Consider the following 26647-nt stretch of genomic DNA (forward strand, 5'->3'; position numbering starts at 1 on the left):
CGCGTGTCGCTCAGTCCTCAGCGCCCGCCGGCTTCGGCGCGCCCGGTTCGTCGAGGCTGTAGCCCAAGCCCCGGATCGTCGTGATGACGTCGGCGCCCAGCTTCTTGCGGATGCGCGTCACGAACACTTCGATCGTGTTCGAATCGCGGTCGAAATCCTGGTCGTAGATATGCTCGATCAGTTCGGTGCGGCTGACGACCTTGCCCTTGTGATGGAGCAGGTAGCTGAGCAGCTTGTATTCCTGCGCGGTCAGCTTCACCGGCTCGCCGGCGCGCGTGACCTTGCCCGAACGGGTGTCGAGGCGGATGTCGCCGGCGGTTAGTTCCGCCGAGGCATTGCCCGACGCACGGCGGATCAGCGCGCGCAGGCGGGCGATCAGTTCCTCGGTCTGGAACGGCTTGGCGACATAATCGTCGGCACCGGCGTCCAGCCCGGCGACCTTGTCCGACCAGCTGTCGCGCGCGGTCAGCACCAGTACCGGCGCGCTGCGCCCTTCCTTGCGCCAGCGGTCGAGCACGGTCAGCCCGTCGATCTCGGGCAGGCCGAGGTCGAGGATGATCGCGTCATAGGTTTCGGTGGAGCCCAGAAAATGCCCCTCCTCCCCATCGGTGGCGAGGTCGACGGCATAGCCCGCGCCCTCCAGCGTGGCGCGCAGCTGGCGGCCGAGATTGGGTTCGTCCTCGACGATCAGGACGCGCATCGGCTTCTCTCCCCTAGTTTAACGGCTGCGGCCGGTGATCTGGCCGGTACGGGCATCGACATCGACCCAGATCACCGCCCCATCGCGCAGGAATTTGAGCGTGTAAATCCCGCGATCGGGATCATAGTCGAAGCCGAGATACTGCGCGCCGCGCACCTGCGGCACGACACGGCGCTCGATCTCGCGCAGGGGCAGAATCTTGCCCTCCGCCCGCGCCGTCCGGGCCGCCTGATGATCGCGCAGCAACTGATCGGGCATCGCCTGCGCGACCCCCGATACCGCCAGCAATCCCGGAACGAGGAACCGAACGACCATCGACATGAGGCGTGGCATAGGGGCAACGCGTTGAACAGCCCGTGAATAGGGCAGACAGGCTGGCGTAACTTGCTTCGTTCGCGACTGCGGCTTACCTGCCACACATGGCTGCACCGATATTGTCCTATGAGGGCCTTGGATTGATCCAGGGCAATGGCTGGCTGTTCCGCGGGCTCGACATCCATGTCGGCACTCGCGACCGGCTGGCGCTGATCGGGCGCAATGGGGCGGGCAAGACGACGCTGCTGAAGCTGATCGCCGGGTCGATCGATGCCGACGAAGGGCGCCGCACCATCGTGCCGGGCACCCATGTCGTGCTGCTCGAACAGGATCCGAAGGTCGATGGCTATGCGACTCTGCGCGACTTCGCCCTGCGCGGGCCGCGGGCGCCGGCCGAGCATGAGATCGATGCGATCGCCGACCAGCTGGGCATCGACCTGAACCGCGAGGCGGCGACGGCGTCGGGTGGCGAGCGGCGGCGGGCGGCGATCGCCCGCGCGCTGGCCGAAAACCCGGACGTGCTGCTACTGGACGAGCCGACCAACCATCTCGACCTGTCGGCGATCGAATGGCTGGAGGAATGGCTGAACCGCTTCAACGGCGCGTTCATCGTCATCAGTCACGACCGTACCTTCCTGACGCGACTGACCAAGTCGACGCTGTGGCTCGACCGTGGCGGCATCCGCCGGGCGGAGATCGGGTTCGGCGGTTTCGAGGCGTGGATGGAACAAGCCGCCGCCGAAGAGGAACGCGCGGCGCAGCGGTTGGACGCGAAGCTGAAGATCGAGGAGCATTGGCTCCACCGTGGCGTCACCGCGCGGCGCAAGCGCAATATGGGGCGTCTGGAGAAGCTGCACGAATTGCGGGCGCAGCGCGCGGCGATGCAGGGGCCGCAGGGTACCGCCAAGATCCAGGTCGAGGCCGACGATACCAAGACCAAGGTGGTGATCGACGCCGAGCATGTGAGCAAGGCGTTCGGAGACCGCACGGTGCTGAAGGACTTTTCGCTGCGGGTGCGGCGCGGCGACCGGATCGGTATCGTCGGCGGCAATGGCGCGGGCAAGACGACGCTCTTGCGGCTGCTGACCGGCGACCTCGACCCTGATTCGGGCAAGATCATGCGGGCGCAGACGCTGGACGGGATCGTCATCGACCAGCAGCGCAAGCTGATGGCGCCCGAAAAGCGGGTGCGCGACGTGCTTGCAGACGGTGGCGACTGGATCGAGGTCAACGGCTCCAAGAAACATGTCCATGGCTATCTGAAGGAGTTCCTGTTCGACCCGTCGATCGCCGAGGCGCGGATCGGCACGCTGTCGGGCGGCGAGCGGTCGCGGCTGCTGCTGGCGCGCGAGTTCGCGCGGCCGTCGAACCTGCTGGTGCTGGACGAACCGACCAACGATCTCGACCTCGAAACGCTCGATCTGTTGCAGGAGGTGATCGGCGATTATGCCGGCACGGTGCTGATCGTCAGCCACGATCGCGACTTTCTCGACCGGACGGTGACGGTGACGCTGGGCATGGACGGCAGCGGCCATGTCGATGTCGTGCCGGGCGGCTATGCCGACTGGGTCGCGAAGCGGCGTGAGCGGACCGCGATGAAGGTGAAGGCGAAACCGGCCGAGGCCGCGCTGCCGAAGCCGAAATCGACCAAGATGAGCTACAAGGACCAGCGCGACCTCGACATCCTGCCCAAGCGGATCGAGGAACTGGAGGTGGCGATCGAGCGCGACGAGGCGCTGCTGGCCGATCCGGTGCTCTATACCAAGGACCCGAAGCGGTTTGCCGCGCTGAACGCGCAGATCGAACAGGCACGCGCGGAAAAGGATGCGGCGGAGGAGCGCTGGCTGGCGCTGGCCGAAATGGCGGAGGCGTAATCCTCCCCGGCACGGGGAGGGGGACCAGCCGCAGGCTGGTGGAGGGGGCTTTCCGCAGACGCTTCCTTAGGTCGGATCGACATTCAGACAGGGATGCGCCTCTCCCTTCCCTGGAAGGGAGGGGTTGGGTAGGCCGGTTGCGGCGCGCTTCCGTTCCCTCGCAGGCCGACCCACCCCCGGCCCCTCCCTTCCAGGGAGGGGAGCCGAACAGTCACTCCGCTTAATGTCGATTGGCCCTATTTGAAGCCCCCCTCCACCACCGCTTCGCGGCGGTCCCCCTCGCCGTGCCGGGTAGGATTTAGATGGCCTTGCCGTGCCGCCCGGCCAGTTCGGTTACATATTGCCACGCCACCCGCCCCGACCGGCTGCCGCGCTTCGTCGCCCAGTTGATCGCTTCCTGTCCGTCGAACGGCAGGTCGTAGGCGGCGCAGTAGCGTGCGACGATCGCGACATAGTGATCCTGGTCGACGACGTGGAAGCCGAGCGACAGGCCGAACCGGTCGGCCAGCGCCAGCGCGTCGTCGATGCCGTCGCGCGGGTTGATGGCGCTATCCTGTTCCTTCAGGTCGCGCGGGACCAGATGGCGGCGGTTGGCGGTGACGATCAGCCGGACGTTGGGTGGGCGACCTTCTGCACCGCCCTCCAGCAACGATCGCAGCGCACGGCCATCGGCGGGCGTATCGAAGCCGAGATCGTCGACGAACACGACGAACGCCCGTTCGACCGGTGCCAGCAGCGCGAACAGCGCGGGCAGTCTGGCGAGCGCAGTCGCCGGTGCCTCGACCAGCGCCAGCCGACCGCCGTCCGCCTGCACCTGCCCGACCGCCGCCTTGACCAGCGCCGACTTGCCGGTGCCGCGCGCGCCCCACAGCAGCACGTCGTGCGCCGCTGCACCTGCCGCCAGCCGCGCGAGATTGGCGGTCAGCGCGTCCCGTTGCGCATCGATCCCGACCAGCCGCTCGATCGGCAGCGGCCGGAAGCCGCGCGCCGCCGACAGCACCGCTCCGTCCCAGCCATAGGCCGGATGCGCCAGTGGATCGGCGGCGGGCGGCGGTGGCGGCGACAGGCGTTCGAGCGCGGCGGCGATGCGAAGGAGCGGATCGGTCATGCCGCCGCCCTAGCCAGCCGCTACCCCGCGATCAACGCCTGCGCCGCGGCACGATCGGCGAAGCCCTTGTTTGCCAGCGCCGCGCGGGTATTGGCAATGGCGGCCGCGCGGTCGCCGGCGGCGGCGGCGATCTGCGCCATGTGCCAGCGGATCCCGGCATGGCCGGGCGCGATCCGCACCGCCTTCGCCATCACCGGGATCGCCGCACCGATATTGTCGTTCGCAAACAATGCCCAGCCGAGCGCATCGGCGACCAGCGGGTTGGCCGGCGCGATCCGATAGGCGGCGTCGGCATAATCCTGCGCGATCCCGGGCTGTCCGACCCCCACATAGGCGGTGGCGAGTGCCGCCAGCACCGCCGCATCGCGGTCCCCGACCAGCGCGCGCAGCCGTTCGAGCGTGTCGATCGCCGCGTCGTCATCGCCTGCCGCCGCCTGCCATTGCCCGGCCAGCCGCAGCGCGACGACGCTCGCCGGGTTTTGCGCCAGGTAGAGCGATAGCGTGGCGCTGGCCTGCGGACGCTGTCCGGCGCGGTCGCGGGCATCGACCAGCCGCAGCATCGTCGCTTCGTCGAAGCGGGTCGCGGCGGCGCGGGCATAGGCATCGGCCGCCTCGCCCATCCGTCCGGCGGCGGACAGCGTATCGCCCAGCACCAGTTGCGCGGCGGGCGCACCGGGATTGGCCGCCGCCACCCGCCGTGCGGCCGCGACCGCGTCGGCACTGTTCCCCGCCGCCGCCAGCGCCCGGATATAGGGCACCGCCACCGCCGGATCGCCGGGCGTCAGCCGGGCATCCTCCGCCAGCATCGCCAGATCGTCGTCCGGGGCGAAGGCGGTCGATCGCCCGCGTCCCGGCGATGCGGCACGATCGAGCATCGCCGCCGCCCCGGCCCGGTCGCCCAGCCGCTCCATCGCCCGCGCCGTCAGCGTCAGCGTGTAGCTGTCGGCGTCTCCCCGCGCCGCTGCCGGCCGGATATAGTCGAGCGCGTCCTGCGCGGCGTTGCTCTGTAACAGTGCCAGCGCCAGCAGCTTGCGCGCGGTGACGTTGGTCGGTTGCCGCGCGACCAGTTCGCGCAGCGCGACCGCCGCCTGCCCTTCATTCCCCTGCGCCAGATCGATCGAACCGCTGAGCAGCAATGCCCCTGGCACCCCGGCGACACCGCGTCCGGTCTTGTCGAGGATGCTGCGCGCGGTGTCGTAATCGCCTGCCCGAGCCGCCAGCACCGCTTGCAGGTAATAGCCCTGCGCGCTGCCCGGCCGGACCGCCATCGCCCGCCGCACCGCGTCCAGCATCGGGCCGGCACGACCGGCATCGCCGAGCGTGGCGGCATATTCGATCAGCGTGTCGTAACCGTACGGATCGCGCTTCAGCGCCGCTTCGAACCACGGCAGCGCGGCGACCAGCCCATATTGCGTGCGCACCGTTTCGGCGCGCAGCCGCAACGCGTCGGGGGACGACGGAGCCGCCTTCACCGCCGCCGCCGCGGCGTTGACCGCACCGACCATGTCGCCGGCACCCATCCGGATCTGCCCGAGCGCGACCCATGATGCCGCGTCCTGCGGCGTCCGCGCAACGATCGCCTGCAATGCGTTCAGCCCGGCAGCGACGTCTCCGCCCGCTGCCACAGCCTGCGCGCGGATGCGGTCGGCATAGGGGCGATAGCGCACCGGGGTCTTGTCGGCCTCGGCGACCGCGCCGGTCGCGTCGCCCTGCAACAGCTTGGCATGGGCGCGCAGTTGGTGGACGCGTTCGGGATCGAAGCCCGCCGCCACCGCCCGGTCGATCGCGCCCTGCGCCGCGACACCTTCGCCCAGCACCAGATGGGTGCGCGCCAGCACCGCCTGCGCCAGCCCCCATTTCGGATCGGCGGCGGTCGCCGCCTGTGCCGCTTCGCGTGCCTGCGTCCAGTGCCCGCCCTCATATCGGGCCAGCGCCTGGGCGAGTTTGGTCTTCGCATCAGCGGCGTCGGCCCGTGCCGGCAGCGCCCCGCCGATCGTGGCGAGCATCCCCGCCACGATCGTCAGGCCGCCCATGCCGAGCAGCGCGCGGATCGATCGGTCAGGGTTGCAGGTCATAGCTTTTCATCAGATCGTAGAGCGTCGGGCGGCTGATCCCCAGCAGCCGCGCGGTGCCCGAGATATTGCCCTGCGCCTGCGCCAGCGCCGATCGGATCGCCGCGCGGTCCGCCGCTTCGCGCACCGCCTTCAGATTGATCGGTCCCGACACCGCCTGTGCCGGGTTCAGGTCGAGATCGGCGGCGGTCACCGCCTTGCCATCGGCCATGATCGCCGCGCGTTTCACTCGGTTTTCCAGCTCGCGGACATTGCCCGGCCAGCCCCATGCCTCGATCGCCGCCAGCGCGTCGGGGGAGAAGCGCTTCTGCCCCAGTCCCATCTGCGCCGCATGCCGGTCGAGGAAATGGCGAGCCAGCAACGCCGGGTCACCCGGCCGCTGCGACAGCGACGGGATGCGCACCACGATCTCGGCCAGCCGGTAATAGAGGTCTTCGCGGAAGCGGCCATCGGCGACCATCGCGTCGATATCCTGATGCGTCGCGCAGACGATCCGCGTGTCGACCGGGATCACCTTACGTCCGCCGATCCGCTCGATCACCCGTTCCTGCAGAAAGCGCAGCAGCTTGACCTGCAACGGCAGCGGCACGTCGCCGATCTCGTCGAGGAACAGCGTGCCGCCCGCCGCCTGTTCGATCTTGCCCTCGGTCGTCTTGACCGCGCCGGTGAACGCGCCCTTCTCATGCCCGAACAGCTCGCTTTCGAGCAGCGTTTCGGGGATGGCGGCACAGTTGATGGCAATGAAATTGCCGCGCTTGCGCCGCGACGCGTCATGGACCCCGCGCGCCAGCAATTCCTTGCCGGTGCCCGACGCGCCCAGCAGCATGACCGACACGTCGGCCGGCGCGACACGCTCGATCGTCCGCGTGACCTTCAGCATTTCGGGCGCGGCGGTAATCATCCCGCCCAGCACCGCCTGCCCCTCGATCCGCTCCGCCAGCCGGCGGTTCTCCGCCTCCAGCGCATGGACGTGGAAGGCGCGCGCGACGATCAGGCCCAGCGCGTCGATGTCGATCGGCTTGGCATAGAAATCCCACGCCCCCAGATCGATGGCACGCAGCGCGCTGGCCCGGTCGCCATGGCCGCTGGCGACGACGATCTTGGTATCGGGCTTGATGCGCAGGATCGCTTCCATCGTCGCGAAGCCTTCGGTCACGCCGTCGGGATCGGGCGGCAGCCCTAGGTCGAGGGTCACGACCTGCGGTTCCTCGGCACGGACTGCGGCGATCGCCGCCTCGCGGTCGCCCGCGACGACGATGTCATAGCCTTCATAGGCCCAGCGCAACTGGCGTTGCAGCCCGGCATCGTCCTCGACGATCAACAGGCATTTGCGGTTCGTCATGCCGCTTGCTCCAGCACGGGGACAGCCGCCGCCAGCGTCACGCGGAAGCGCGATCCCCGGCCGGGCTGGCTGTCGACATCGATATGGCCGCCCATGGCGACCGCCAATTGGCGCGCTTCGAACGCGCCGATGCCGAAGCCCGACGGCTTCGACGACACGAACGGACGGAAGAGCTCGTCACGGACGAACTGCCCGGTCATGCCGATGCCGGTGTCGATCACCTCGACCCACACTCGATCAGAAGTTTCTCCCAGCACGATGCGGACCGGGTCGCTGCCGCCCGCGTCGAGGGCGTTGTGGACCAGATGATCGATCACCTGCTGCAACCGGGTCGGGTCCGCCAGGGCGTGGAGCGTCGCCGGCCCCTCGACCACCACCGCCCCCCGCGACCGGAACCGCGCCACCGACCCTGCCGCGACGCTTGCCAGCGCGACGGCACGCAGCGCCTGTTCGCGGGCGGGCTCGCGTTCGGACAGGCGGGCGAGCAGGTCGTTCATCCGCGTGGCGGATTCGTTCAGCGTCGCGACCATGTCGGCACGGAAATCGGGATTGTCGGCGTGACGCACGGCGTTGCGGGCGACGAGGCTCAACTGGCTGACGATGTTCTTCACATCGTGCAGGATGAAGGCGAAGCGGCGGTTGAACTCCTCGAACCGGCGGGCCTCGGCCAGCGCCGATTGCGCGCGTTCCTCGGCCAGATAGCTCGCGACCTGTCGCCCGGCGATGCGCAGCAGGTCGAAATCCTCCCAATCGAGCGCGCGGGCGACCAGCGGACGCGCCAGCAGGATCGCTCCGGCCAACTGCCCGAGATGCGGCAGCGGCACGACCACCCACGCCTCGCCATGGGCCAGCATCGCCGCCGGGACCGCCGCCCCGTCCACGCCCGCCGGCCGGTCGCGCAGCGGGTCGAGTTCGAGGATACGGCCGGTCGCACGCAGGTGGGCCGCCAGCACGGCGCTGTCGACGGCGTCGCCCAGCGCGTCGCCCTCCCAGCGCCAAGACGCTTCTACCGCAAGGGCATCGCCCTGCGCCACCAGCAGCAGTCCGGCCGGCGAATCGGTCAGGTCCGCCACCGCCTTGACCAGCCGTTCGTCGAGCGGTGCCGCACCCTTCGGCTCACCCAGCGTCTCGGTGAAGCGGGTCCATTCGGCGCGATAGTCGTAGCGGTGGGTGAAGAGATGCTTGACCAGCTTGACCTTGACCCATGCCCTGAGCCAGCCCGACGAAGCGGCGGTCAGCACGGCAACGGTCGATCCGAACACGAACGCGGTCTGGCCGATGCGGGCATATTCGCCGCCCAGCGTCGCGATCAGGCTGGTCGCCATGATCGTCACCGCGAAATAGGCGACCAGCCCCAGCACCGACAGCGTGTGGAAGGTCGCGGTCCGCGACAGCTTTACCCCGCCCTCGCCCGGCCGCGACAGCGCCAGTGCGACGATCAGGGCCAGCGCCGCCAGCGCGACGCCGCGTGCCGCGATCAACTCGCCCGGTGCCTGCCCCAGCAGATAGGCGGCGACGCACAGATTGACGTCGATCAGCCAGAAGGCGCCGGCGGCAACCAGCACCAGCCGGGTCGCCGCACTCGTCACCGCCGGGAACATGCCGTGCAGCAGCAGCAGCGCGCCGAGTGCCGCCAGCGCGCCGAGCACCGTCGATACCTGCGCGATCATCGCCGCCGCCTGTGTCGCCGGGGCGGCGGCGGCGGCGAGATCGAGCACCAGCTGCGCGATATCGACCGCCGCGACGCTGCCATAAGCGAGCGTGCGGCCCAGCCCGGCATCGTTCGCCCCGGCACGGTGCTGGATCACGATCAACAGCACCAGCCAGCCCAGGGTGCGCAGCGCGGCGAACAGATGCGAGATCGCCTGCGCATCGCCGATCCCGGCGACCGAGAGCGTCCACAGTGCGGTGAGCGCCAGCGCCAGCGACAGCCAGCCGCGTGGCAGCGCCGCATCGGCCGCACCACGATCGGCGGTCCAGAAGGCGAGCGCACCGAACAGCAGCGCCGCGATCGCATGGCCCCAGACGATGATCCCGATCAGCATCGGCTCACCGCGCGCCGCCCGACCAGATCACGACCCGCAGCGTCTGGAGCAGGATCAGCAGGTCGAGGAACGGCGAATAATTCTTTGCATAATACAGGTCGTATTCGAGCTTCTGCCGGGCATCGTCGATCGACGCGCCATAGGGATAGTTGATCTGTGCCCAGCCGGTGATACCGGGCTTCACCATATGCCGTTCGGCATAATAAGGCAGCTTGTCCTCCAGCGCCGACACGAATTCGGGGCGTTCGGGGCGGGGGCCGACGAAGCTCATCTCGCCGATCAGCACGCTCCAGCATTGCGGCAGTTCGTCGATCCGCGTCTTGCGCAGGATGCGGCCGATGCGGGTGATGCGCGGGTCGTTCTTTTCCGCCCAGATGGCGGTGCCCGCCGCTTCGGCATCGGTGCGCATCGAACGCAGCTTGGGGATGTCGAAACCGGTGCTGTACAGCCCGACGCGGCGCTGGCGGTAGAAGACCGGCCCGCGGCTGTCGAGCTTGACCGCGATGGCGGCGACGACCAGCACCGGCAGCGTCAGCGTCAGCAGCAACAGGCTGGCGGCGATGTCGAACAGCCGCTTGAACGCGCTCGACACCATCCGGCCCGAGGAGAAGCCGTCGGAGAAGATCAGCCACGACGGGCTGACGCTGTCGAGGTCGACCCGGCCCGTCTCGCGTTCGAGGAAGGTCGAGATCTCGTTCACATGCACCCCGGTCGTGCGGATGCGCAGCAGGTCCTTGAGCGGCAGGGCGTTGCGGCGTTCCTCCAGCGCCAGCACTACTTCGGATGCGCCGAGCAGCACGACATGGTCGGCGAGGTTGTAGATCGCGTCGCGGGCGATCGCTTCGGGGATCACCCGGTTCGCCTCGCTCATCGCGACATAGCCGACGACGACGAAACCCGCGCCGGGGGTCTGGCACAGTTCCTTCAGCCGCTGCGCACGCGGCCCCGCCCCCAGCACGATGATCCGCCGCTTGAACGCCTGTCCGCCGAGCAATGCGCCGGTCAGGATGCGCAGCACCAGCAGCAGCACCGCCGCGAAGCCCAGCGCATAGACGAGGTTCGATCGCCAGAAGGTGATCGACGGCGCGAGGAAGAACACGACCGCCAGCAGGATCGCGCCGACGGCGACCGCGACGATCAGCCGGGCCGCGGCGAACTTGATCGATTGCAGCGCATCGGTGCCATAGATGCCGACCGCGACCAGGGCGGTTTCGAGACTGATCGCGAAGCTGAGCAATTGCGGGATGCGGGTGTGGATCGGGTCGATGCCCATGTCGATCTGCATCGCCCGCGTGACCCAGCCGAGTTCGGCCGCGACCAGCAGCGCCAGAAAGTCGAGCAACCCCAGCAGCAAGACGGCGTGCGGGATATAGTGTTTGAACAGCCGAATCATCGCTGGGCTCTCGATACGCTTGTAAGCCAGTCCGACACCCAGCCCGTATCGCGCCAAAGCGCAAAGAAATACTGAACGCGATGGATACGCATTGTCACATCGTTGTTGTATCGCAACAGTCGCTTGCCCGTCCGGGCGGGCGGATTCCGCCTGCCTGATCCTTTCCGGAGATCCGATCCATGCCCGTTTCGTCCGCCATTATCCCCGTCATTCTGTCCGGGGGGGCGGGCACCCGTCTATGGCCGATGTCGCGTCCCGAGCGTCCCAAGCAGTTCCTGGCCCTGACCGCCGCCGAGACGATGTTGCAGCTGACCGCGCGCCGCGCCGCGGGCGACGGCTTTGCCGCGCCGATCGTCGTCGCCAATGCCGCCCATGCCGATGCCGTCGCCGAACAGCTCTCCTCGATCGGTTCGGCCCCGCAGGCGATCATCCTCGAACCGATGGGGCGCAACACCGCGCCGGCCATCGCGCTGGCGGCGATCGCGGCGGGCGGCGGCGACGCGCCGTTGCTGGTCATGCCGTCGGACCATGTCATTCACGACCTCGAAGCGTTCCGCGCCGCGATCGACCGCGCGCTGCCGCTGGTGGAGGATGGCTGGATGGTGACGTTCGGCATCGCCCCCGACGCGCCCGAGACCGGCTATGGCTGGATCAAGGTCGGCGCGCCGCTGACCGAAGGGGTCCACCGCGTCGACCGCTTCGTCGAGAAGCCACCGCTCGATGCGGCGCAGGCGATGCTGGCATCGGGCGACCATGCATGGAATGGCGGCATCTTCCTGTTCCGCGCCGACCGTTTCCTGGGTGCGATCGGCCGGTTCGTGCCGGCGATGCTGGACGCGGCGCAGAGCGCGATGGACCGGGCGCAACGCGACGGCAATTGCATCCGCCCCGACGCCGACGCCTTTGCCGCCAGCCCGTCCGACTCGATCGACTATGCGGTGATGGAGCGCGACGACCGGGTCGCGGTCGCGCCGGTGGCGATGGGGTGGAGCGATGTCGGCAGCTGGGACGCGCTGCACGCGATCAGCGACCGCGACGATGCCCATAACGCGACCGGCGGCGACGTGACGCTGCTCGACGCGACCGGCTGCCTCGTCCGGTCGGACGGGGTGCGGGTCGCGATGGTCGGGGTCAGCGACCTGATCGTCGTCGCCAGCGGCAACGACGTCCTGATCCTGCCGCGCGGCCGGTCGCAGGAGGTCAAGCGGCTGCTCGACGCAATGAAGGGGAACTGAACCGGCGCCGTACGATAGCGGACGGCGAATCCCCCTTCCCTTCGCCCGCACGGCGCCTAGGCTGTCGCGACAAAGTGGAGTGCGCGTTGTGCGGGTACGGTTCGGTGCGGCGTTGGGCGTGTTGGCGATGCTCTCGGCATGTGGCGGGGGCGGCGGCGTTGGCGGGACGATCATCGGCGGCGGCGGATCTACCCCGACCCCGTCGGCGACGCCCACGCCCACGCCGACCAGCACCGCGGGCTGTTCGCTGCGCGAGCGGCAGGACTGGGCATTGGCGCAGCTGCGCGAATGGTATCTGTTCCCCGAAACGCTGCCCGCCAGCCTCGACCCGACGCCCTATGCCACGGTCGATGCGTATATCGACGCGCTGACCGCGACCGCGCGGGCGCAGCGGCGCGACCGGTATTTTACCTATCTGACCTCGATCGCCGAGGAAGACGCCTATTACAGTGCCGGCACCACCGCCGGGTTCGGCGTCCGTTTCGCGCTCGACACCAGCGGCCGCCGCCTGTTCGTCACGGAAGCGTTCGAAGGGGCCAACGCCCTGGCCGCCGGGATCGATCGCGGCACGGAAATCCTGCAGATCGGCACCAGCGCCGCGACGTTGCGCAGCGTCGGGGCGATCATCGACAGCGGCGGCAATGCGCTGAACGACTCCTTCGGTCCCGATACGCCCGGCACCACCCGCACCTTCCAGTTCCGCACCGTCGAGGGCACGACCCGCACCGAAACCGTCACCAAGACCGATTACGCGCTGTTGCCGGTATCGACCCGCTATGGCGCCAAGGTGCTGACCGACGGCGGCAAGCGGGTCGGGTATATCAACCTGCGCACCTTCATCACCACCGCCAACCAGCCGCTGCGCGATGCCTTCGCCAGTTTCCGGGCGCAGGGGATCACCGAGTTCGTCATCGATTTCCGCTATAATGGCGGCGGGCTGATCTCGGTCGCCGACCTGATGGGCGACCTGTTGGGGGGCGGCAAGTCGACCAGCCAGGTCTATAGCTACACCACCTTCCGCCCCGAGAAATCGTCCGAGAACGAGACCCGGTATTTCGCCCCGACCGCGCAGTCGGTGACGCCGACCAGGATCGCCTTCATCGGCACCGACCGCACCGCATCGGCGAGCGAATTGGTCATCAACGCCTTCGTCCCCTATCTCGGCAACAACATGGCGCTGATCGGCACCAACACCTATGGCAAGCCGGTCGGGCAGATCGCGGTCGACAAGGCGGCGTGCGACGACCGGCTGCGCGTCGTCGCGCTGGCGGTGCAGAATTCGGCGCGCTCGGCGGCCTATTATGACGGCCTTGCCTCGGTGGTGCCCAACACCTGTTCGGCGACCGACGACATCAATTATCCGCTGGGCGACCCGCGCGAACAGTCGGTCGCCCGCGCGCTCGACTTCCTTGCCGGGCGGAGCTGTTTGCGGATCGGGTCGGCGGCGGCGACCGCATCGACCCGCGACGCCCTGCGCGCCGGTGGCAACGGGGTCGAGGGCCGGACGCTGCTGCAACCCGACCGCCCGTCGACCGTGCAGCGCGAGGTGCCGGGCTTGTTCTGACCCGTGCCGCTCGGCTACCCCGCAGCCGCAAGGGGGACGGCATGAGCGACGACGACTACATCTATGACGAAACGAGCGGCGAATGGGTGCCCGCATCGCAGGCGGGCACGACACCAGCCGCCGATGACGACGCGGTCGTCGTGCGCGACGCGGTCGGCAACGTGCTGGCCGATGGCGATCAGGTGACGCTGATCAAGGACCTGACCGTCAAGGGCGCGGGCCAGACGCTGAAGCGCGGCACGCTAATCAAGTCGATCCGCCTGACCGGCGACGCGCAGGAGATCGACTGCAAGTATGACGGGATCAAGGGGCTGGTGCTGCGCGCCGAGTTCGTCCGCAAGCGGACATGATCGCCGGGATCGATCCCAGTTGGGAAGCGGCGCTGGCCCCGGTGCTGGCCGGCGACACGATGGCGAGCCTGCGCGACTTCCTGACGGCGGAGAAGGCGGCGGGCAAGCGCATCCTGCCGCATTCGCGCGACTGGTTCGCAGCGCTGGCGCTGACCCCGCTCGACAAGGTGCGGGTCGTGATCCTCGGGCAGGACCCCTATCATGGGCCCGGACAGGCGCATGGCCTGTCCTTCTCGGTCCGGCCGGGGGTGGCGGTGCCGCCATCGCTGCGCAATATCTTCAAGGAATTGCAGACCGATCTGGGGCTGACCCCGCCGGCGCACGGCTTTCTGGAGCATTGGGCGCGGCAGGGGGTGCTGCTGCTCAACAGCGTGCTGACCGTCGAGCAGCATCGCGCCGCATCGCATGCCGGGCGCGGGTGGGAGGCGTTCACCGACGCCGTCGTCCATGCCGTGGCCGACCGGGCGGAGCCGAGCGTGTTCCTGCTATGGGGATCGCATGCGCAGAAGAAGGCGGCGTTCGTCCGCGACGTCGGCCAGGGCGGCCGTCACCTCGTGCTGCGCGCGCGCCATCCTTCGCCGCTGTCGGCGCATAGCGGGTGGTTCGGCAGCCGTCCGTTCAGCCAGGCCAACGCCTTTCTGGCGGAGCACGGCCGGGGGACGATCGACTGGTCGCTGCCCGCGCTCGATACGCTGGCGGAACCATCGGCGGGTATCGGCGATTGATGCGCCCGACCGCCAATCCGGCGGGAACGAGATAAAAGGGATTTGCCATGAAGACGATGATGACGGCGACCGGTCTGGCCGCGCTGATGCTGCTGGGCGCGTGCGGTGGCAATGCCGACGACAAGGCCGCCGACAATATCGAGGCGATGACCGAGAACAAGGCCGACGCACTGGAAGACCAGGCCGACATGACCAGCAACGAACAGGTCGAGGACGCGCTGGAGGCACAGGCTGAGAACGTCCGCGACATGGGCGAGGACGCCGCCGACAAGGCCGACGACAACGACAATGCGCAGGTCGAACAGGCCGTGAAGAACGCGATGTAAGTCGCGCCACGCGGCATGACGGACCGGAGGGGGCGCCGCGGCAATCGCGGCGCCCCCTTTTGCGTATGGGCGGTGCACGGCCCCGTCGGGCAAGCTGGTCCTGCGAACGACCGGGGCGCGAGCGGGTCTGACAGCGGCAGGTTTCGCGTCCAAAGTTCACGAAGTTCACACTCGTCACTGGGCGCGGCGCGCGCGGCGATTGGGCTTCGGCTTGGAGCGGGGCACGACGATGCCGCGCTTGGCCAGTTCCAGTTCGACCTCGAACGCTGCACCCAGCGGGCCGGGTTCGCCGATATCGATATCGTCCTGCGCCGCGAGCGCGGCGGCGAGCGCGTCGTGTAGCGGCGGTTCGACCCTGGGCGCGACGGGTTCGCAGCGGCGATCGGGGTCGAGCCAGCCGGGCAGTTCGCCATCCTGCAGGTCGGCGACCTCGATCGCGACGTCGAGATCGGCGGGGGCCATCAGCTTTTCGGGCTCGGCCGGCGGGACCGGGGTCAATGCGTCGAGCGCCTCGGCGACGCTGGGCGTCGGCGTGGGGGGCGGCGCCTCCGCCTCGCCACGGCCGGGACGGCGACGCTGCTGTTTGCCGTAGCGGTCGGGATAATGGGCGGCGAGCAGGAACATCAGCATCCGGTCACCGGGGCGATGCCGCGACCCGATCCGCCGCCCATTGGCATCAAGCACCGGTTCGACGGTGCCGTTGATCGCGCGGTCGAACGCGACGTCGACCAGCATCGACACCGCCTGGGCGACGGCGGCATCCCATGCGCGGGCAAAGGCTTCGCCGCCGGGCGAGCGGCGCAGGCGATAGGCGCTGCTGGCCGACATATGGACGGCGCGGGCCGCTTCGGTGACCGATCCGCCATCGGCGAGCGCTTCGATGAAGTCGCGTTGCTTGGCATCGGACCAGCCGTCGCTGCGCGGTTTGCGGCGGACGGGGACCCATTGATAGGCGGCGGGGTCATAGCCGTTGGCGTCGAGATACGGCGTCTCGGACGGAACGGTCAGGTTCGAGGGGTCGAGCGCCGGTGCGGGCGCGGGCGAATGCTCCGGGAGCTGGGTGTCGTTGCGCATGGGCGCGAGGGGAACATATTGGGAACTTGTAGGACAGGGGTTTTTGGTTCGTCGTTGCTTTCTGTACAATGTTCCGTACATTCGTCCCATGGAATCGATCAGTTTCACCGAGTCTCGCGCCAATCTGAAATCGGTCATGGACCGGGTCGTCGCCGACCGGGTGCCGGTGGCAATCACACGCCAGCGCGGTGAGGGGGTGGTGATGGTCTCGGCGAGCGAATGGGCGTCGATCGAGGAGACGTTGTACCTGCTGCGATCGCCGAAGAATGCGGAGCGGCTGCTGGAAGCAGTGCGCGGGTTCGAACAGGGTGACGAAGGCGTCCCCTTTCCGTGAAGGTCGCGTTCTGGCCAACGGCTTGGGACGATTACCGATATTGGCAGGCGAACGACGTCAAGATGGTCGAGAAGATCAATGGACTGATCGAGGAGTGCCGGCGGCATCCGTTCAAGGGGACCGGTAAGCCGGAACCGCTGGGCGGCAACCTGTCGGGCTGGTGGTCACGTCGGATCAGCCATGAACATCGGTTGGTGTATCGGGTGACGGGGGCGGGTGTGGAGCAGGCGGTGCAGGTCGCGCAGTGCCGGTATCATTATTGAAACACAATCAAATTTGCGGTCCGGGAAAAATTGTACAACGTTGATGCTTCAGAAGCTTGCGAAGCAGGGCGGTTTGTGAGACGTTGCAATTATCGAAGCTGAAGGCTCCACCGCCATCGCGGTGATCGCCCCGTTGACGCTTCGACGCACAGTCGTGCGGGCATAACTTCCCCGTCGTCTGCGGGGTTCGCGTACCAGTCTTTGAATTTGCTGCTCGACTGTATCGGCGTTGCGCCACCCCTTGCCGGGGGTGGCGCAAGCTGGAGGCGGATGCCTACCTCGCTCTGGAGAACGAGGCTGAACTTTAGTTGCCCTCACCTGGGAGTCAACGTGCGCATCCGACGTTGGCCTCGTTTTCGATTGAGGCGACGAATCATGACCAACCGACACACGATGCTGGGCACTACTGCCGTTGCGGGCGACTATTGCCCGGAAACCGGATACTGGCGGCAAGGAACGTCTAGCATCACGACCTTCATTACGCAGGGGCATCGCATCCCCCAAACCGATGACGGCAATGACGTGTGGACATTGATCCTCTACGCATGAACGAAAGGCCGGCGGAAACCTCGCCGGCCTTTTTGTGCGTCCCGCTTGCGGCCACGCCCCTCCACCATGCTGCGCATGGTCCCCCTCCCCGCATAGCGGGGAGAAGTTTTGGGGTTGGGCATTTCAAAAAGCCGTTCGTGGTGCGTAGGGACTGAGCGAAGTCGAAGACCCGTATCGAAGCACCTTTGGCGGTCCTTCGATACTTCGCTTCGACAAGCTCAGCGACTGTTCAGGACGAACGGGCGGGAGGGCGAAACACCCCCCGCCCGCTATTTCACTCCGCCGGCAGGTACACCTCGCTGCCCTTTTCGCGGAACTTCTCGCTCATTTCCGCCATGCCGGCGTCCGCCGCGACCGATCCGCCGGCGAATGCCGCGCGGTCCGCGTCGGCCTTGTCGGCGGCGAGGAACGTGTCGGCCGGGGCGTTCTGCTTGGCCGCGAAGTCGCGCACTTCCTGCGTGATCTTCATCGAGCAGAATTTGGGGCCGCACATCGAACAGAAATGCGCGGTCTTGGCACCCTCCGCCGGCAGCGTCTGGTCATGGTAGCTTTCCGCCGTGTCGGGGTCGAGCGACAGGTTGAACTGGTCGCGCCAGCGGAATTCGAAGCGGGCGCGGCTCAGCGCATCGTCGCGCATCTTGGCGGCGGGGTGGCCCTTCGCCAGATCGGCGGCATGGGCGGCAAGCTTGTAGGTCACCACGCCGACCTTCACATCGTCGCGGTCGGGCAGGCCCAGATGCTCCTTGGGCGTGACGTAGCAGAGCATCGCCGTGCCGTACCAGCCGATCATCGCCGCGCCGATGCCGCTGGTGATATGGTCATAGCCGGGCGCGATGTCGGTGGTGAGTGGCCCGAGGGTATAGAAAGGCGCTTCGCCGCAGACCTGCAGCTGCTTTTCCATATTCTCCTTGATCTTGTGCATCGGCACATGGCCGGGGCCTTCGATCATGACCTGCACGTCCTGTGCCCACGCACGGTGGGTCAGTTCGCCGAGCGTATAGAGTTCGCTAAACTGCGCTTCGTCATTGGCGTCGGCGATCGATCCGGGGCGCAGGCCGTCGCCCAGCGAATAGGCGATGTCATACGCCTTCATGATCTCGGTGATCTCGTCGAAATGTTCGTAGAGGAACGATTCGCGGTGATGCGCGAGGCACCACTTCGCCATGATCGACCCGCCGCGCGACACGATACCGGTCACGCGCTTGGCGGTCATCGGGATGTAGGGCAGGCGGACGCCGGCATGGATGGTGAAGTAGTCCACCCCCTGTTCGGCCTGTTCGATCAGCGTGTCGCGGAAGATGTCCCAGGTCAGTTCCTCGGCGATGCCGCCGACCTTTTCCAGCGCCTGATAGATCGGCACCGTGCCGATCGGCACCGGCGAATTGCGCAAAATCCATTCGCGGGTGTCGTGGATGTTGCGGCCGGTCGACAGGTCCATGACGGTGTCGGCGCCCCAGCGGATCGACCAGACCAGCTTGTCGACTTCGGCGGCAACGTTCGATGCGACCGCGCTGTTGCCGATATTGGCGTTGATCTTGACCAGGAAATTGCGGCCGATCGCCATCGGTTCGGTTTCGGGGTGGTTGATGTTGTTGGGGATGATCGCCCGGCCACGCGCCACTTCGTCGCGGACGAATTCGGGGGTCACGAAATCGGGGATCGCCGCGCCGAAGCTCTCGCCGTCGCGGACATAGTCGCGCAGCATCTCGCGGCCGAGATTTTCGCGGGTCGCGACATATTCCATTTCGGGCGTAATAATGCCGCGGCGGGCATAGTGCATCTGGCTGACGTTCGCGCCCGCCTTGGCGCGGAGCGGGCGCTTTACGACATTGGGGAAGGGCTGGACGCCGCCCGAACGATCGGGACCGAGCTGGCCGTTGTCTTCGGGGCGGAGTTCGCGGGCGTCGTAGCTTTCGACGTCGCCACGGGCCATGATCCAGTCGCGGCGGAGCTGCGACAGGCCGGCCATGATGTCGATGCGGGCATTGGGGTCGGTGTACGGCCCCGACGTGTCATAGACGTTGAGCGGCGGTTCGCCGCACGACGGATCGAGGTCGATCGCGCGCATCGCGACGTTCAGCGGGCCGACGTGAATCTTGCGGCTGCCACGGATCGGGCCGGTGGTGACGCCGATTTCGGCCTTTGCGGGGATGTCTGCCATATTCCACTCCATGCGGAGGGGGCGGGACTGTCGGCCGCTCCCTCCCTACGCCGGTGTCAGCCGGATCAGGTTCAGCGGGTCGAAGGCTGCGGCCTTCCTCTCAAGCGTGACGGAACGCTCCCCCGGGGACGGTCCGGTTGTAGGCGGGTTGCGGCCGGGCGTCAAAGTGTTGGCACTTCGATCCGCCGTCATTCCGGCGAAGGCCGGAATCCATGGACGGGGAGACGGCGCGGCAAGGTCGACAGCCCCCGACACAATGGATTCCGGCCTTCGCCGGAATGACGATGGTCGGTTGGGTAGTGGAGCCACGCCTATAACAGGTCGAGCTGCCCGCTCGGGCCTTCGCCCGCGCCGAAGCCGGCCATCGTCACCCCGACCAGCCGCAACCCCATGCGCAAGGGGTAGAGCGTCGCGATCAAACTGCGCGCGACGGCGTGGAGCGTCGCGCGGTCGGCGACCGGCGTGGTCAGCGTGCGGCTGCGGGTGACGATGCGGAAATCGGAGTATTTTGCCTTCACGGTGACGGTGCGGCCGTGCTGGCCGGTCTTCTCCACCCAGTCCCACACGTCGTCGGCCATCGCCAGCACGCGCTCCTCGATCGCCGCCGGGTCGGTCAGGTCGTGGTGGAAGGTGGTTTCCGACCCCGACGACTTGCGCACGCGATTGGCGCGGACCGGGCGGTGATCCTCGGCACGGGCGATGCCGTGATACCAGCTGCCCGCCTTGCCGAAGGTGCGTTGCAGGTCGGGGAGGTTCCATGCGGCAAGGTCCGCGCCGGTGCGGATGCCCAGCGCCTCCATCCGCTCGACCGTCTTGGGGCCGATGCCGTGGAACTTGCCGACCGGCAGCGCGGCAACGACGCGCGGGCCGGCCTTTACCGGGATCACGAACTGGCCGTTGGGCTTGTTCATGTCGGAGGCGAGTTTGGCGAGGAACTTGTTGTAGCTGATCCCGGCCGAGGCGGTCAGGCCGGTGACGGCGAGGATGCGGGCGCGGATTTCCTCGGCCGTCGCGGTGGCGCTGGGCAGGCCGCGGCGATTGGCGGTGACGTCGAGATAGGCTTCGTCGAGCGACAGCGGTTCGACCAGATCGGTATAGTCGTGGAAGATGTCGCGGATCTGGCCGCTCACCGCCTTGTACACTTCGAACCGGGGCCGGACGAAGATCAGGTCCGGACAGCGGCGGATCGCGGTGACCGAGGGCATGGCGCTGCGCACCCCGAACACGCGCGCTTCGTAGGAGGCGGCGGCGACCACCCCGCGCCCGCTCGACCCACCGACTGCGACCGGTTTGCCCTTCAGCTCGGGCGCATCACGCTGTTCGACCGACGCGAAGAAGGCGTCCATGTCGACATGGATGATCTTGCGGGTGGAGTCCGACATCTCGCGGGTTTACAATGGCCTGCGGCGGAGGCTGGCGCAAGAACAAAAGGCGAATATAACCCCCCTCCCTGGACAAGGGAGGGGTTGGGGGTGGGTCGGCCCGAGAGGGGAGGGTGAGCGTGCTACAACCGGCCTACCCACCCCCGGCCCAGCTTCGGGTAAACAGTGCGCCGCACTGTTTAGGTTATGCCGGGGGCATGACCGCCCCGTAACTCTTGTCAGGGAGGGGAGGAAAGAGGCTTAGCCGTTCGTCAGGTTGAGGAATACGTCCTCCAGATCGGCCTCGCGCGTCACGACGTCGACGATGCCATACCCCTGCGACGTCACCGCCGCCAGCACCTCGCCGGCATTGGCGACATCCTTGCGATAGGTGATCGCGAGCAGCCGGTCGCCCTTGCGCTCGACCTTCTCGAAACACTGCGCATCGGGCAGGTCGGTCAGGTCGCGATCCAGCGTCAGCTCGACCGCCTTTTCCTGCGCCATGCCGACCAGTTCGCGGGTCGGCTGATTGGCGACGACGCGGCCATGGTTGATGATGGCGATGCGGTCGCACAGTTCCTCGGCTTCCTCCAGATAGTGCGTCGTCAGCACCACCGTCACGCCGCCCGCATTGAGTTCGCGGACATAGTCCCACAGTTGCTGGCGCAGTTGGATATCGACGCCCGCGGTCGGTTCGTCGAGCACCAGCACCGGCGGCGAATGGACCATCGCCTTGGCGACCATCAGCCGCCGCTTCATGCCGCCCGAGAGGGTGCGGGCATAGGCATTGGCCTTGTCCTCCAGATGCACCGCGCGCAGCAGGTCCATGGTGCGGCGTTTCGCCTTGGGCACGCCGTACAGGCCCGCCTGAATCTCCAGCGTCTCGGCCGGTGTGAAGAACGGGTCGAACAGGATTTCCTGATTGACGATGCCGATCGACGCCTTGGCATTGCGCGGATGCTGGTCGATGTCGAAGCCCCAGATCGACGCCGATCCGCTGGTCTTGTTGACCAGGCCCGCCAGCGTGTTGATCAGCGTCGACTTGCCCGCGCCATTGGGGCCGAGCAGCCCGAAGATCTGCCCACGCGGTACGTCGAACGACACACCGTCGAGTGCCACCTTGGCGGGCGCGCCGCCCTTCCCCGCTGCATAGGTCTTGCACAGGTCGCGGATCGAGATGGCGGCTTGGGTTTCCATGGGGTTTGCCGATACGCCCCGCCCGCCCCCAAGCCAAGCACCGACTTGTCGAGCAATCGCGGCATTGCTATCGGCTTTCCTCATGCTGCCACCGCCCGAGCTCCTCCGCGTCACCACCCCCCGCGTCGCCTGCGACGGAGCCGGCGAAATCGCCGCCGCGCTCGGCCACCCGCGCGTGTGGCTGCAAATCGACGAAACGGGCTATGTCGATTGCGGCTATTGCGACCGGCGCTTCGTGCTGATCGGCGGCCCGGCCGATGGGGCGGACCAAAGCAAGCTGAAGGATCACGGGGACGGCGCCGGGCGCTGAGATCGACCGAAGGTCGAGCGAACCGGGCGCCCGGCCGGCCGGCGGCGGACAAGCTCGCCCTTGCCCGCATACCGACGACGCGGCTTTGCCGCGGCGGCTAAGATTGCCCTCCTACTTCCATCCAAACGTCATCTTAGCGAAAGCTGGCATCTCCGCGCAGATGCGGGGGACAAGAGCCGCTTGAACTCCCAGCTTTCGACTGGGGCGACGGGTTTGGAGCAAGCCGGAAGTGCTGCCCGCTACCGGCTCGTCCCATCCCGCCTACTGCCCGGCGCGGTTTCCTTCCGAACCCGTTCCATCAAGCCATCGTAAAGGCGGTTCATGAAGTTGCGGCCGTCGATGGGTTTTTCCAGCCGGACGGCAATCGCGAAACCATCGTACAGGCTGGGCCGAACATCGTCGACGGCTCCTTCCGATGCGTTCCAGTCCCGCCATTCTTTCAGGATGGTTCGCCTATGTTCGAGCGAGCCGTCCTTAATCGCCGCTTCGAAGGCCCCTTCGAGGGACCCGTAAAGGATCGAAAGATCCTCGTTGAAATAACAGGCGAGCAGATTCGAGAGCGATGGCCAACGCTGCTCGGCAATGTTCCGCCTCTCATCTTGTCTACGGCCCATGTCCAAAACACTGCCAGTTCGTTCGTTCACGGACAATCGTTGTGCTGAAGCCTAAGACACGGAAGCTTTCAAAGACAGGCCATGAGTCCCATTCCCCTTCGCAGCCACGCACCTATATCCCACCGATGACCCCGACCGATCCCCGCTCGTACCTTTATGCCGGCGACCTCGACCCCGCCGCCGCCCTCCGCGCCACGCAGGAAACGTTGCGGCACGCCGAGGACGGCGAACTCTATCTCCAGTATCGCCGCTCCGAGGCGTTCGGTTTCGACGATGGCCGGCTGAAGACGGCGTCGTACGACACCCATGCCGGCTTCGGCCTGCGCGCGGTCTCGGGGGAAACGACCGCCTTCGCCCATGCCAACGAATTGTCCGAAGCAGCCATCCGCCGCGCGGGGGAGACGATGGCGCTGATCGACCCGGCGAAGGGTGCGAAGGCACCGGCGCCGCGCGGCAACAACCGGCACCTCTATACCGCTGCCGATCCGCTCGACCTGATCCCGTTCGCCGACAAGGTGGCGCTGTGCCAGTCGATCGACGCCGCCGCGCGCGCGCGTGATCCGCGTGTCGTGCAGGTTTCGGCCAGCCTGCTCGGATCATGGAGCGTGGTCGAGATCGTTCGCCCCGATGGCTTTATCGCCACCGACGTGCGGCCGCTGGTGCGGTTGAACGTGTCGATCGTGGTCGAATCGAACGGACGGCGCGAAAGCGGCAGCTTCGGGATTGGCGGGCGCTATCTGTACGATTCGCTGTTCGCGCCCGAGACGTGGAACCGGGCGGTCGACGTCGCACTGGCGCAGGCGCTGGTCAATCTGGAGGCGGTCGACGCGCCGGCGGGGGAGATGACCGTGCTGCTGGGCAATGGCTGGCCCGGCATCCTGCTGCACGAGGCGATCGGCCACGGGCTGGAGGGCGATTTCAACCGCAAGGGCACCAGCGCCTTTTCGGGCCGGATCGGCGAGCGGGTCGCGGCACCGGGCGTGACCGTGATCGACGACGGATCGATCGCCGACCGGCGCGGGTCGCTGTCGATCGATGACGAGGGCACGCCCAGCCAAGAGAATATCCTGATCGAGGACGGCATATTGAAAGGCTATATCCACGATCGGCTGAATGCGCGGCTGATGGGTGTCGCGCCGACCGGCAATGGCCGTCGTCAGGATTTCTCGCACGCGCCGATGCCGCGGATGACCAACACCTTCCTGTCGGGGGGCAAGGATGATCCCGCCGAGCTGCTGTCGCGGGTGAAGAACGGCATCTTCGCCAAGTCGTTCGGCGGGGGCCAGGTCGACATCGTGTCGGGCAAGTTCGTGTTTTCGTGCACCGAGGCGTACCGCGTCGAGAATGGCCGGATCGGTGCGCCGATCAAGGGCGCGACGTTGATCGGTGACGGGCCGGAGGTGCTGAAACAGGTGCGCGGCATCGGCAACGACTTCGCGCTCGATGAGGGCGTCGGCATGTGTGGCAAATCCGGGCAGTCGGTGCCGGCGGGGGTCGGACAGCCGACGCTGCTGATCGACGGGCTGACCGTCGGCGGCACCGCCTGATGCCGCTGACCGAACTCGGCCGTTTTCCGCGCGTCGAGGCGCAGATCATCGTCGGGCGGCTGGAGAGCGAAGGCATTCCGGCGGTCGCGTTCGACGGTGAGGCGAGCATCGGCGACGGGAGCTGGCTGCTGATCCCGGTGCGGGTGATGGTGGATGCCGACGATCTGGACGATGCCCGGCAAATCGTCGACCAATCTGCCTGAAAAACAGGCAAACGCGCCGCGCTGCACAAATTAACCGCTCGGCAACCATGATGCCCGGCGGGTAACCCCTCCAAAACGGGCCGAACGCCGTTTGGCACGGAGGTTGCGAAGCTATCCCCCGAGCAATCATGCGACGAGGGGGCGACATGAAATTAGTCATCGCCATCATCAAGCCATTCAAGCTGGATGAGGTACGCGAAGCACTGACCGAGATCGGCGTCGCGGGCATGACCGTGACCGAGGTCAAGGGGTTCGGCCGGCAAAAGGGCCAAACCGAAATCTATCGGGGCGCGGAATACAGCACCAACATGGTGCCCAAGATCAAGATCGAGGTCGTGTGCGACAGCGACATCGCCGCGCGCGTCGTCGAAGCGGTGCAGGCCGCCGCCAACACCGGCGCGATCGGCGATGGCAAGATCTTCGTTCTCGACGTCGGACAGGCGGTGCGGATCCGCACCGGCGAAACCGACCTGACCGCGCTGTGATGGGGGGCATCATGCAACATCCGAAGACATTGCTGGCCGGCGCTGCGCTCGGCCTGTTCGCCGCGCTGCCCGCATGGGCACAGGACGCCGCCTTGCAGGCGCCGGCTGCTGCCGCCGCACCGGTCGCGACGGTGAACAAGGGCGATACGGCGTGGATGATGGTGTCGACCGTCCTCGTGCTGATGATGATCGTTCCCGGCCTCGCGCTGTTCTATGGCGGCCTGACCCGGACCAAGAACATGCTGTCGGTGATGACGCAGATCGGCGCGGTCAGCGCGCTCGCGATGCTCATCTGGGTGATGTACGGCTATTCGCTCGCCTTCGGTCCCGACGTGTCGAGCGCGGCGCTGTCGAACTTCATCGCCAGCCCGGGCAAGGCGTTCCTGGCCGGCGTCACCGCCGCGTCGCAGACGGCGACCTTCACCGCCGGGGTCGAAATCCCCGAATATGTCTTCATCAGCTTCCAGATGACCTTTGCCGCGATCACCATCGCACTGGTGCTGGGATCGGTGGTCGAACGGATCAAGTTCGCCGCCGTCATGGTCTTCGCGATGGTGTGGCTGACGATCACCTATTTCCCGATCGCGCACATGGTGTGGGCATCGAGCGGCTATTTCTTCAAGGCGGGCGCGCTCGACTTTGCCGGCGGCACCGTCGTTCACATCAATGCCGGCGTGTCGTCGCTGGTACTCGCCATCCTGCTGGGTAAGCGGATCGGTTTCCCGACCGAGCGCATGGCGCCGCATTCGCTGACGCTGACCATGGTCGGCACCGGGCTGCTGTGGGTGGGCTGGTTCGGCTTCAACGCCGGATCGGCGCTCGAAGCCAATGGCACCGCCGGTCTGGCGATGATCAACACCTTCGTCGCGACCGCTTCGGCCGGGCTGTTCTGGATGCTGGCCGAGAAGTTCTCGGGGCATAAGGGTTCGGCGCTGGGCTTCTGCTCGGGCATCATCGCCGGGCTGGTCGCGGTGACGCCGGCCGCCGGCAACTCGGGTCCGTTCGGTGCGATCGTGCTGGGCGCCGTCGCCTCGATCGTCTGCTTCTTCGCGGTGACGGTGCTCAAGCCCAAGCTCGGCTATGACGATTCGCTCGACGCGTTCGGCATCCACGGCGTCGGCGGCATCATCGGCGCGATCGGTACTGCGGTCGTCTATGCCCCGTCGCTGGGCGGACCGGGTGCGGCCGATTACGACATGGGCGCCAAGCTGGGCGTGCAGGTGTTCGCGGTGCTGGTCACCATCGTCTGGGCATCGGTCGGCACGACCATCGCTTGGGTTATCGCCAAGGCGCTGACCGGCGGCCGGGTCTCGAAGGAAGTCGAGATGGAAGGTCTCGACCTCGGCGAGCATGGCGAGCGCGCCTACAACTACTGAGTTTCTCTACTTCCGGGCGGCGGCCCAGTCCCCTGCCGCCCGGTCACCACTTTCCTCCTGCGGAAAACCCCTGGGCCGGTGCGGCGACGCATCGGCCCTTTTTTTGTGCTCGGGTCGGTCGGGG

General features: G+C 67.3%; 26 protein-coding genes and 1 riboswitch. Of the genes, 14 read left to right on the forward strand and 12 right to left on the reverse strand.

Annotated elements, in window-relative coordinates; translation table 11 throughout:
* Positions 1-10: 10 nt before the first annotated feature.
* Both ASE59_RS15720 and ASE59_RS15725 read right to left on the reverse strand, forming a co-directional pair.
* Complete coding sequence (locus ASE59_RS15720) at positions 11-700, reverse strand: response regulator transcription factor (RefSeq protein WP_056458383.1); 690 nt, start codon at positions 698-700, stop codon at positions 11-13.
* Positions 701-718: 18 nt separating this feature from the next.
* On the reverse strand, positions 719-1021 hold the full coding sequence (locus ASE59_RS15725) for a PepSY domain-containing protein (RefSeq protein ID WP_056458386.1): 303 nt from the start codon (positions 1019-1021) through the stop codon (positions 719-721).
* Between the two features lie 98 nt (positions 1022-1119).
* Between ASE59_RS15725 and ASE59_RS15730 the strand changes: the two genes are divergently transcribed.
* Complete coding sequence (locus ASE59_RS15730; protein ID WP_056458389.1) at positions 1120-2889, forward strand: ATP-binding cassette domain-containing protein; 1770 nt, start codon at positions 1120-1122, stop codon at positions 2887-2889.
* A gap of 298 nt (positions 2890-3187) precedes the next feature.
* Here ASE59_RS15730 and ASE59_RS15735 read toward each other — a convergent pair whose 3' ends face one another.
* The 5 genes from ASE59_RS15735 to ASE59_RS15755 are packed head-to-tail and all read right to left on the reverse strand — an operon-like array spanning position 3188 to position 10849.
* Positions 3188-3997 (reverse strand): DUF815 domain-containing protein, encoded by an 810-nt coding sequence (locus ASE59_RS15735; protein ID WP_056458392.1) that lies wholly within the window; start codon positions 3995-3997, stop codon positions 3188-3190.
* Between the two features lie 20 nt (positions 3998-4017).
* Complete coding sequence (locus ASE59_RS15740) at positions 4018-6072, reverse strand: tetratricopeptide repeat protein (RefSeq protein WP_156360120.1); 2055 nt, start codon at positions 6070-6072, stop codon at positions 4018-4020.
* The gene (gene prsR, locus ASE59_RS15745; protein ID WP_056458395.1) at positions 6056-7411 is read right to left on the reverse strand and encodes a PEP-CTERM-box response regulator transcription factor; all 1356 of its coding nucleotides are present in this window, start codon (positions 7409-7411) and stop codon (positions 6056-6058) included. Before prsR ends, ASE59_RS15740 begins: the two co-directional genes overlap by 17 nt.
* Positions 7408-9456 carry an XrtA/PEP-CTERM system histidine kinase PrsK gene (prsK, locus tag ASE59_RS15750; RefSeq protein WP_056458398.1) on the reverse strand — a complete coding sequence of 683 codons (2049 nt, stop codon included), beginning with the start codon at positions 9454-9456 and terminating at the stop codon, positions 7408-7410. Before prsK ends, prsR begins: the two co-directional genes overlap by 4 nt.
* A gap of 4 nt (positions 9457-9460) precedes the next feature.
* On the reverse strand, positions 9461-10849 hold the full coding sequence (locus ASE59_RS15755) for a TIGR03013 family XrtA/PEP-CTERM system glycosyltransferase (RefSeq protein WP_056458401.1): 1389 nt from the start codon (positions 10847-10849) through the stop codon (positions 9461-9463).
* Between the two features lie 179 nt (positions 10850-11028).
* Between ASE59_RS15755 and ASE59_RS15760 the strand changes: the two genes are divergently transcribed.
* The 5 genes from ASE59_RS15760 (at position 11029) to ASE59_RS15780 (ending at position 15049) form a co-directional block, all read left to right on the forward strand.
* Positions 11029-12084 carry a mannose-1-phosphate guanylyltransferase/mannose-6-phosphate isomerase gene (locus tag ASE59_RS15760; protein ID WP_082458508.1) on the forward strand — a complete coding sequence of 352 codons (1056 nt, stop codon included), beginning with the start codon at positions 11029-11031 and terminating at the stop codon, positions 12082-12084.
* A 127-nt stretch (positions 12085-12211) separates the two neighbouring features.
* Complete coding sequence (locus ASE59_RS15765; RefSeq protein ID WP_082458511.1) at positions 12212-13648, forward strand: S41 family peptidase; 1437 nt, start codon at positions 12212-12214, stop codon at positions 13646-13648.
* A 41-nt stretch (positions 13649-13689) separates the two neighbouring features.
* A complete protein-coding gene (locus tag ASE59_RS15770; protein WP_056458406.1) occupies positions 13690-13998 on the forward strand; it encodes an alkylphosphonate utilization protein in 309 nt (102 codons plus the stop codon).
* Positions 13995-14723 (forward strand): uracil-DNA glycosylase, encoded by a 729-nt coding sequence (gene ung / locus ASE59_RS15775; protein ID WP_082458509.1) that lies wholly within the window; start codon positions 13995-13997, stop codon positions 14721-14723. The genes ASE59_RS15770 and ung overlap by 4 nt, the downstream gene beginning before the upstream one ends.
* A gap of 47 nt (positions 14724-14770) precedes the next feature.
* Complete coding sequence (locus ASE59_RS15780) at positions 14771-15049, forward strand: hypothetical protein (RefSeq protein WP_056458409.1); 279 nt, start codon at positions 14771-14773, stop codon at positions 15047-15049.
* 174 nt (positions 15050-15223) lie between these two features.
* On the opposite strand, the gene ASE59_RS15785 is transcribed toward ASE59_RS15780, so the two are convergent.
* Positions 15224-16123, reverse strand: a complete 900-nt coding sequence (locus ASE59_RS15785; RefSeq protein WP_056458413.1) for a hypothetical protein — start codon at positions 16121-16123, stop codon at positions 15224-15226.
* Between the two features lie 88 nt (positions 16124-16211).
* Between ASE59_RS15785 and ASE59_RS15790 the strand changes: the two genes are divergently transcribed.
* The 3 genes from ASE59_RS15790 (at position 16212) to ASE59_RS19940 (ending at position 17269) form a co-directional block, all read left to right on the forward strand.
* The gene (locus tag ASE59_RS15790; protein WP_056458416.1) at positions 16212-16457 is read left to right on the forward strand and encodes a type II toxin-antitoxin system Phd/YefM family antitoxin; all 246 of its coding nucleotides are present in this window, start codon (positions 16212-16214) and stop codon (positions 16455-16457) included.
* On the forward strand, positions 16454-16720 hold the full coding sequence (locus tag ASE59_RS15795) for a Txe/YoeB family addiction module toxin (RefSeq protein ID WP_056458420.1): 267 nt from the start codon (positions 16454-16456) through the stop codon (positions 16718-16720). The genes ASE59_RS15790 and ASE59_RS15795 overlap by 4 nt, the downstream gene beginning before the upstream one ends.
* A 375-nt stretch (positions 16721-17095) precedes the next feature.
* The gene (locus tag ASE59_RS19940) at positions 17096-17269 is read left to right on the forward strand and encodes a hypothetical protein (protein ID WP_156360121.1); all 174 of its coding nucleotides are present in this window, start codon (positions 17096-17098) and stop codon (positions 17267-17269) included.
* Positions 17270-17543: 274 nt separating this feature from the next.
* On the opposite strand, the gene thiC is transcribed toward ASE59_RS19940, so the two are convergent.
* The 3 genes from thiC to ASE59_RS15810 form a co-directional block, all read right to left on the reverse strand.
* On the reverse strand, positions 17544-19430 hold the full coding sequence (gene thiC, locus ASE59_RS15800; RefSeq protein WP_056458423.1) for a phosphomethylpyrimidine synthase ThiC: 1887 nt from the start codon (positions 19428-19430) through the stop codon (positions 17544-17546).
* 38 nt (positions 19431-19468) lie between these two features.
* Positions 19469-19559, reverse strand: a riboswitch (TPP riboswitch).
* A gap of 182 nt (positions 19560-19741) precedes the next feature.
* Positions 19742-20812, reverse strand: a complete 1071-nt coding sequence (gene dinB, locus ASE59_RS15805) for a DNA polymerase IV (RefSeq protein WP_056458427.1) — start codon at positions 20810-20812, stop codon at positions 19742-19744.
* A gap of 240 nt (positions 20813-21052) precedes the next feature.
* Positions 21053-21988: an ABC transporter ATP-binding protein gene (locus ASE59_RS15810; RefSeq protein ID WP_056458429.1), complete on the reverse strand. Its 936-nt coding sequence runs from the start codon at positions 21986-21988 to the stop codon at positions 21053-21055.
* 82 nt (positions 21989-22070) lie between these two features.
* Between ASE59_RS15810 and ASE59_RS15815 the strand changes: the two genes are divergently transcribed.
* Complete coding sequence (locus ASE59_RS15815) at positions 22071-22298, forward strand: zinc-finger domain-containing protein (RefSeq protein WP_056458432.1); 228 nt, start codon at positions 22071-22073, stop codon at positions 22296-22298.
* A 239-nt stretch (positions 22299-22537) separates the two neighbouring features.
* On the opposite strand, the gene ASE59_RS15820 is transcribed toward ASE59_RS15815, so the two are convergent.
* Complete coding sequence (locus tag ASE59_RS15820) at positions 22538-22942, reverse strand: hypothetical protein (protein WP_156360122.1); 405 nt, start codon at positions 22940-22942, stop codon at positions 22538-22540.
* A 95-nt stretch (positions 22943-23037) separates the two neighbouring features.
* Between ASE59_RS15820 and tldD the strand changes: the two genes are divergently transcribed.
* The 4 genes from tldD to ASE59_RS15840 all read left to right on the forward strand — a co-directional run bounded on the left by tldD (position 23038) and on the right by ASE59_RS15840 (position 26523).
* Positions 23038-24459 (forward strand): metalloprotease TldD, encoded by a 1422-nt coding sequence (gene tldD, locus ASE59_RS15825; protein ID WP_056458439.1) that lies wholly within the window; start codon positions 23038-23040, stop codon positions 24457-24459.
* Complete coding sequence (locus ASE59_RS15830; protein ID WP_056458442.1) at positions 24459-24662, forward strand: DUF2007 domain-containing protein; 204 nt, start codon at positions 24459-24461, stop codon at positions 24660-24662. The genes tldD and ASE59_RS15830 overlap by 1 nt, the downstream gene beginning before the upstream one ends.
* Positions 24663-24808: 146 nt before the next feature.
* On the forward strand, positions 24809-25147 hold the full coding sequence (locus tag ASE59_RS15835; protein ID WP_056458445.1) for a P-II family nitrogen regulator: 339 nt from the start codon (positions 24809-24811) through the stop codon (positions 25145-25147).
* An 11-nt stretch (positions 25148-25158) separates the two neighbouring features.
* Positions 25159-26523 (forward strand): ammonium transporter, encoded by a 1365-nt coding sequence (locus ASE59_RS15840; protein ID WP_056458705.1) that lies wholly within the window; start codon positions 25159-25161, stop codon positions 26521-26523.
* Positions 26524-26647: the final 124 nt, after the last annotated feature.

Source organism: Sphingomonas sp. Leaf10, from assembly GCF_001421245.1.
Taxonomy (GTDB): Bacteria; Pseudomonadota; Alphaproteobacteria; order Sphingomonadales; family Sphingomonadaceae; genus Sphingomonas.

Excerpts from the sequence above, each read along its gene's own strand:
- ASE59_RS15740 (WP_156360120.1), bottom strand. The coding sequence starts at position 6,072 with ATGACCTGCAACCCTGACCGATCGATCCGCGCGCTGCTCGGCATGGGC.
- ASE59_RS15760 (WP_082458508.1), top strand. The coding sequence starts at position 11,029 with ATGCCCGTTTCGTCCGCCATTATCCCCGTCATTCTGTCCGGGGGGGCG.
- thiC (WP_056458423.1), bottom strand. The coding sequence starts at position 19,430 with ATGGCAGACATCCCCGCAAAGGCCGAAATCGGCGTCACCACCGGCCCG.
- ASE59_RS15835 (WP_056458445.1), top strand. The coding sequence starts at position 24,809 with ATGAAATTAGTCATCGCCATCATCAAGCCATTCAAGCTGGATGAGGTA.
- ASE59_RS15810 (WP_056458429.1), bottom strand. The coding sequence starts at position 21,988 with ATGGAAACCCAAGCCGCCATCTCGATCCGCGACCTGTGCAAGACCTAT.
- dinB (WP_056458427.1), bottom strand. The coding sequence starts at position 20,812 with ATGTCGGACTCCACCCGCAAGATCATCCATGTCGACATGGACGCCTTC.
- prsK (WP_056458398.1), bottom strand. The coding sequence starts at position 9,456 with ATGCTGATCGGGATCATCGTCTGGGGCCATGCGATCGCGGCGCTGCTG.
- tldD (WP_056458439.1), top strand. The coding sequence starts at position 23,038 with ATGACCCCGACCGATCCCCGCTCGTACCTTTATGCCGGCGACCTCGAC.
- ASE59_RS15720 (WP_056458383.1), bottom strand. The coding sequence starts at position 700 with ATGCGCGTCCTGATCGTCGAGGACGAACCCAATCTCGGCCGCCAGCTG.
- ASE59_RS19940 (WP_156360121.1), top strand. The coding sequence starts at position 17,096 with ATGACCAACCGACACACGATGCTGGGCACTACTGCCGTTGCGGGCGAC.
- ASE59_RS15755 (WP_056458401.1), bottom strand. The coding sequence starts at position 10,849 with ATGATTCGGCTGTTCAAACACTATATCCCGCACGCCGTCTTGCTGCTG.
- ung (WP_082458509.1), top strand. The coding sequence starts at position 13,995 with ATGATCGCCGGGATCGATCCCAGTTGGGAAGCGGCGCTGGCCCCGGTG.
- ASE59_RS15725 (WP_056458386.1), bottom strand. The coding sequence starts at position 1,021 with ATGTCGATGGTCGTTCGGTTCCTCGTTCCGGGATTGCTGGCGGTATCG.
- ASE59_RS15730 (WP_056458389.1), top strand. The coding sequence starts at position 1,120 with ATGGCTGCACCGATATTGTCCTATGAGGGCCTTGGATTGATCCAGGGC.
- ASE59_RS15785 (WP_056458413.1), bottom strand. The coding sequence starts at position 16,123 with ATGCGCAACGACACCCAGCTCCCGGAGCATTCGCCCGCGCCCGCACCG.
- ASE59_RS15770 (WP_056458406.1), top strand. The coding sequence starts at position 13,690 with ATGAGCGACGACGACTACATCTATGACGAAACGAGCGGCGAATGGGTG.
- ASE59_RS15780 (WP_056458409.1), top strand. The coding sequence starts at position 14,771 with ATGAAGACGATGATGACGGCGACCGGTCTGGCCGCGCTGATGCTGCTG.
- ASE59_RS15735 (WP_056458392.1), bottom strand. The coding sequence starts at position 3,997 with ATGACCGATCCGCTCCTTCGCATCGCCGCCGCGCTCGAACGCCTGTCG.
- ASE59_RS15815 (WP_056458432.1), top strand. The coding sequence starts at position 22,071 with ATGCTGCCACCGCCCGAGCTCCTCCGCGTCACCACCCCCCGCGTCGCC.
- prsR (WP_056458395.1), bottom strand. The coding sequence starts at position 7,411 with ATGACGAACCGCAAATGCCTGTTGATCGTCGAGGACGATGCCGGGCTG.
- ASE59_RS15830 (WP_056458442.1), top strand. The coding sequence starts at position 24,459 with ATGCCGCTGACCGAACTCGGCCGTTTTCCGCGCGTCGAGGCGCAGATC.
- ASE59_RS15840 (WP_056458705.1), top strand. The coding sequence starts at position 25,159 with ATGCAACATCCGAAGACATTGCTGGCCGGCGCTGCGCTCGGCCTGTTC.
- ASE59_RS15765 (WP_082458511.1), top strand. The coding sequence starts at position 12,212 with ATGCTCTCGGCATGTGGCGGGGGCGGCGGCGTTGGCGGGACGATCATC.
- ASE59_RS15790 (WP_056458416.1), top strand. The coding sequence starts at position 16,212 with ATGGAATCGATCAGTTTCACCGAGTCTCGCGCCAATCTGAAATCGGTC.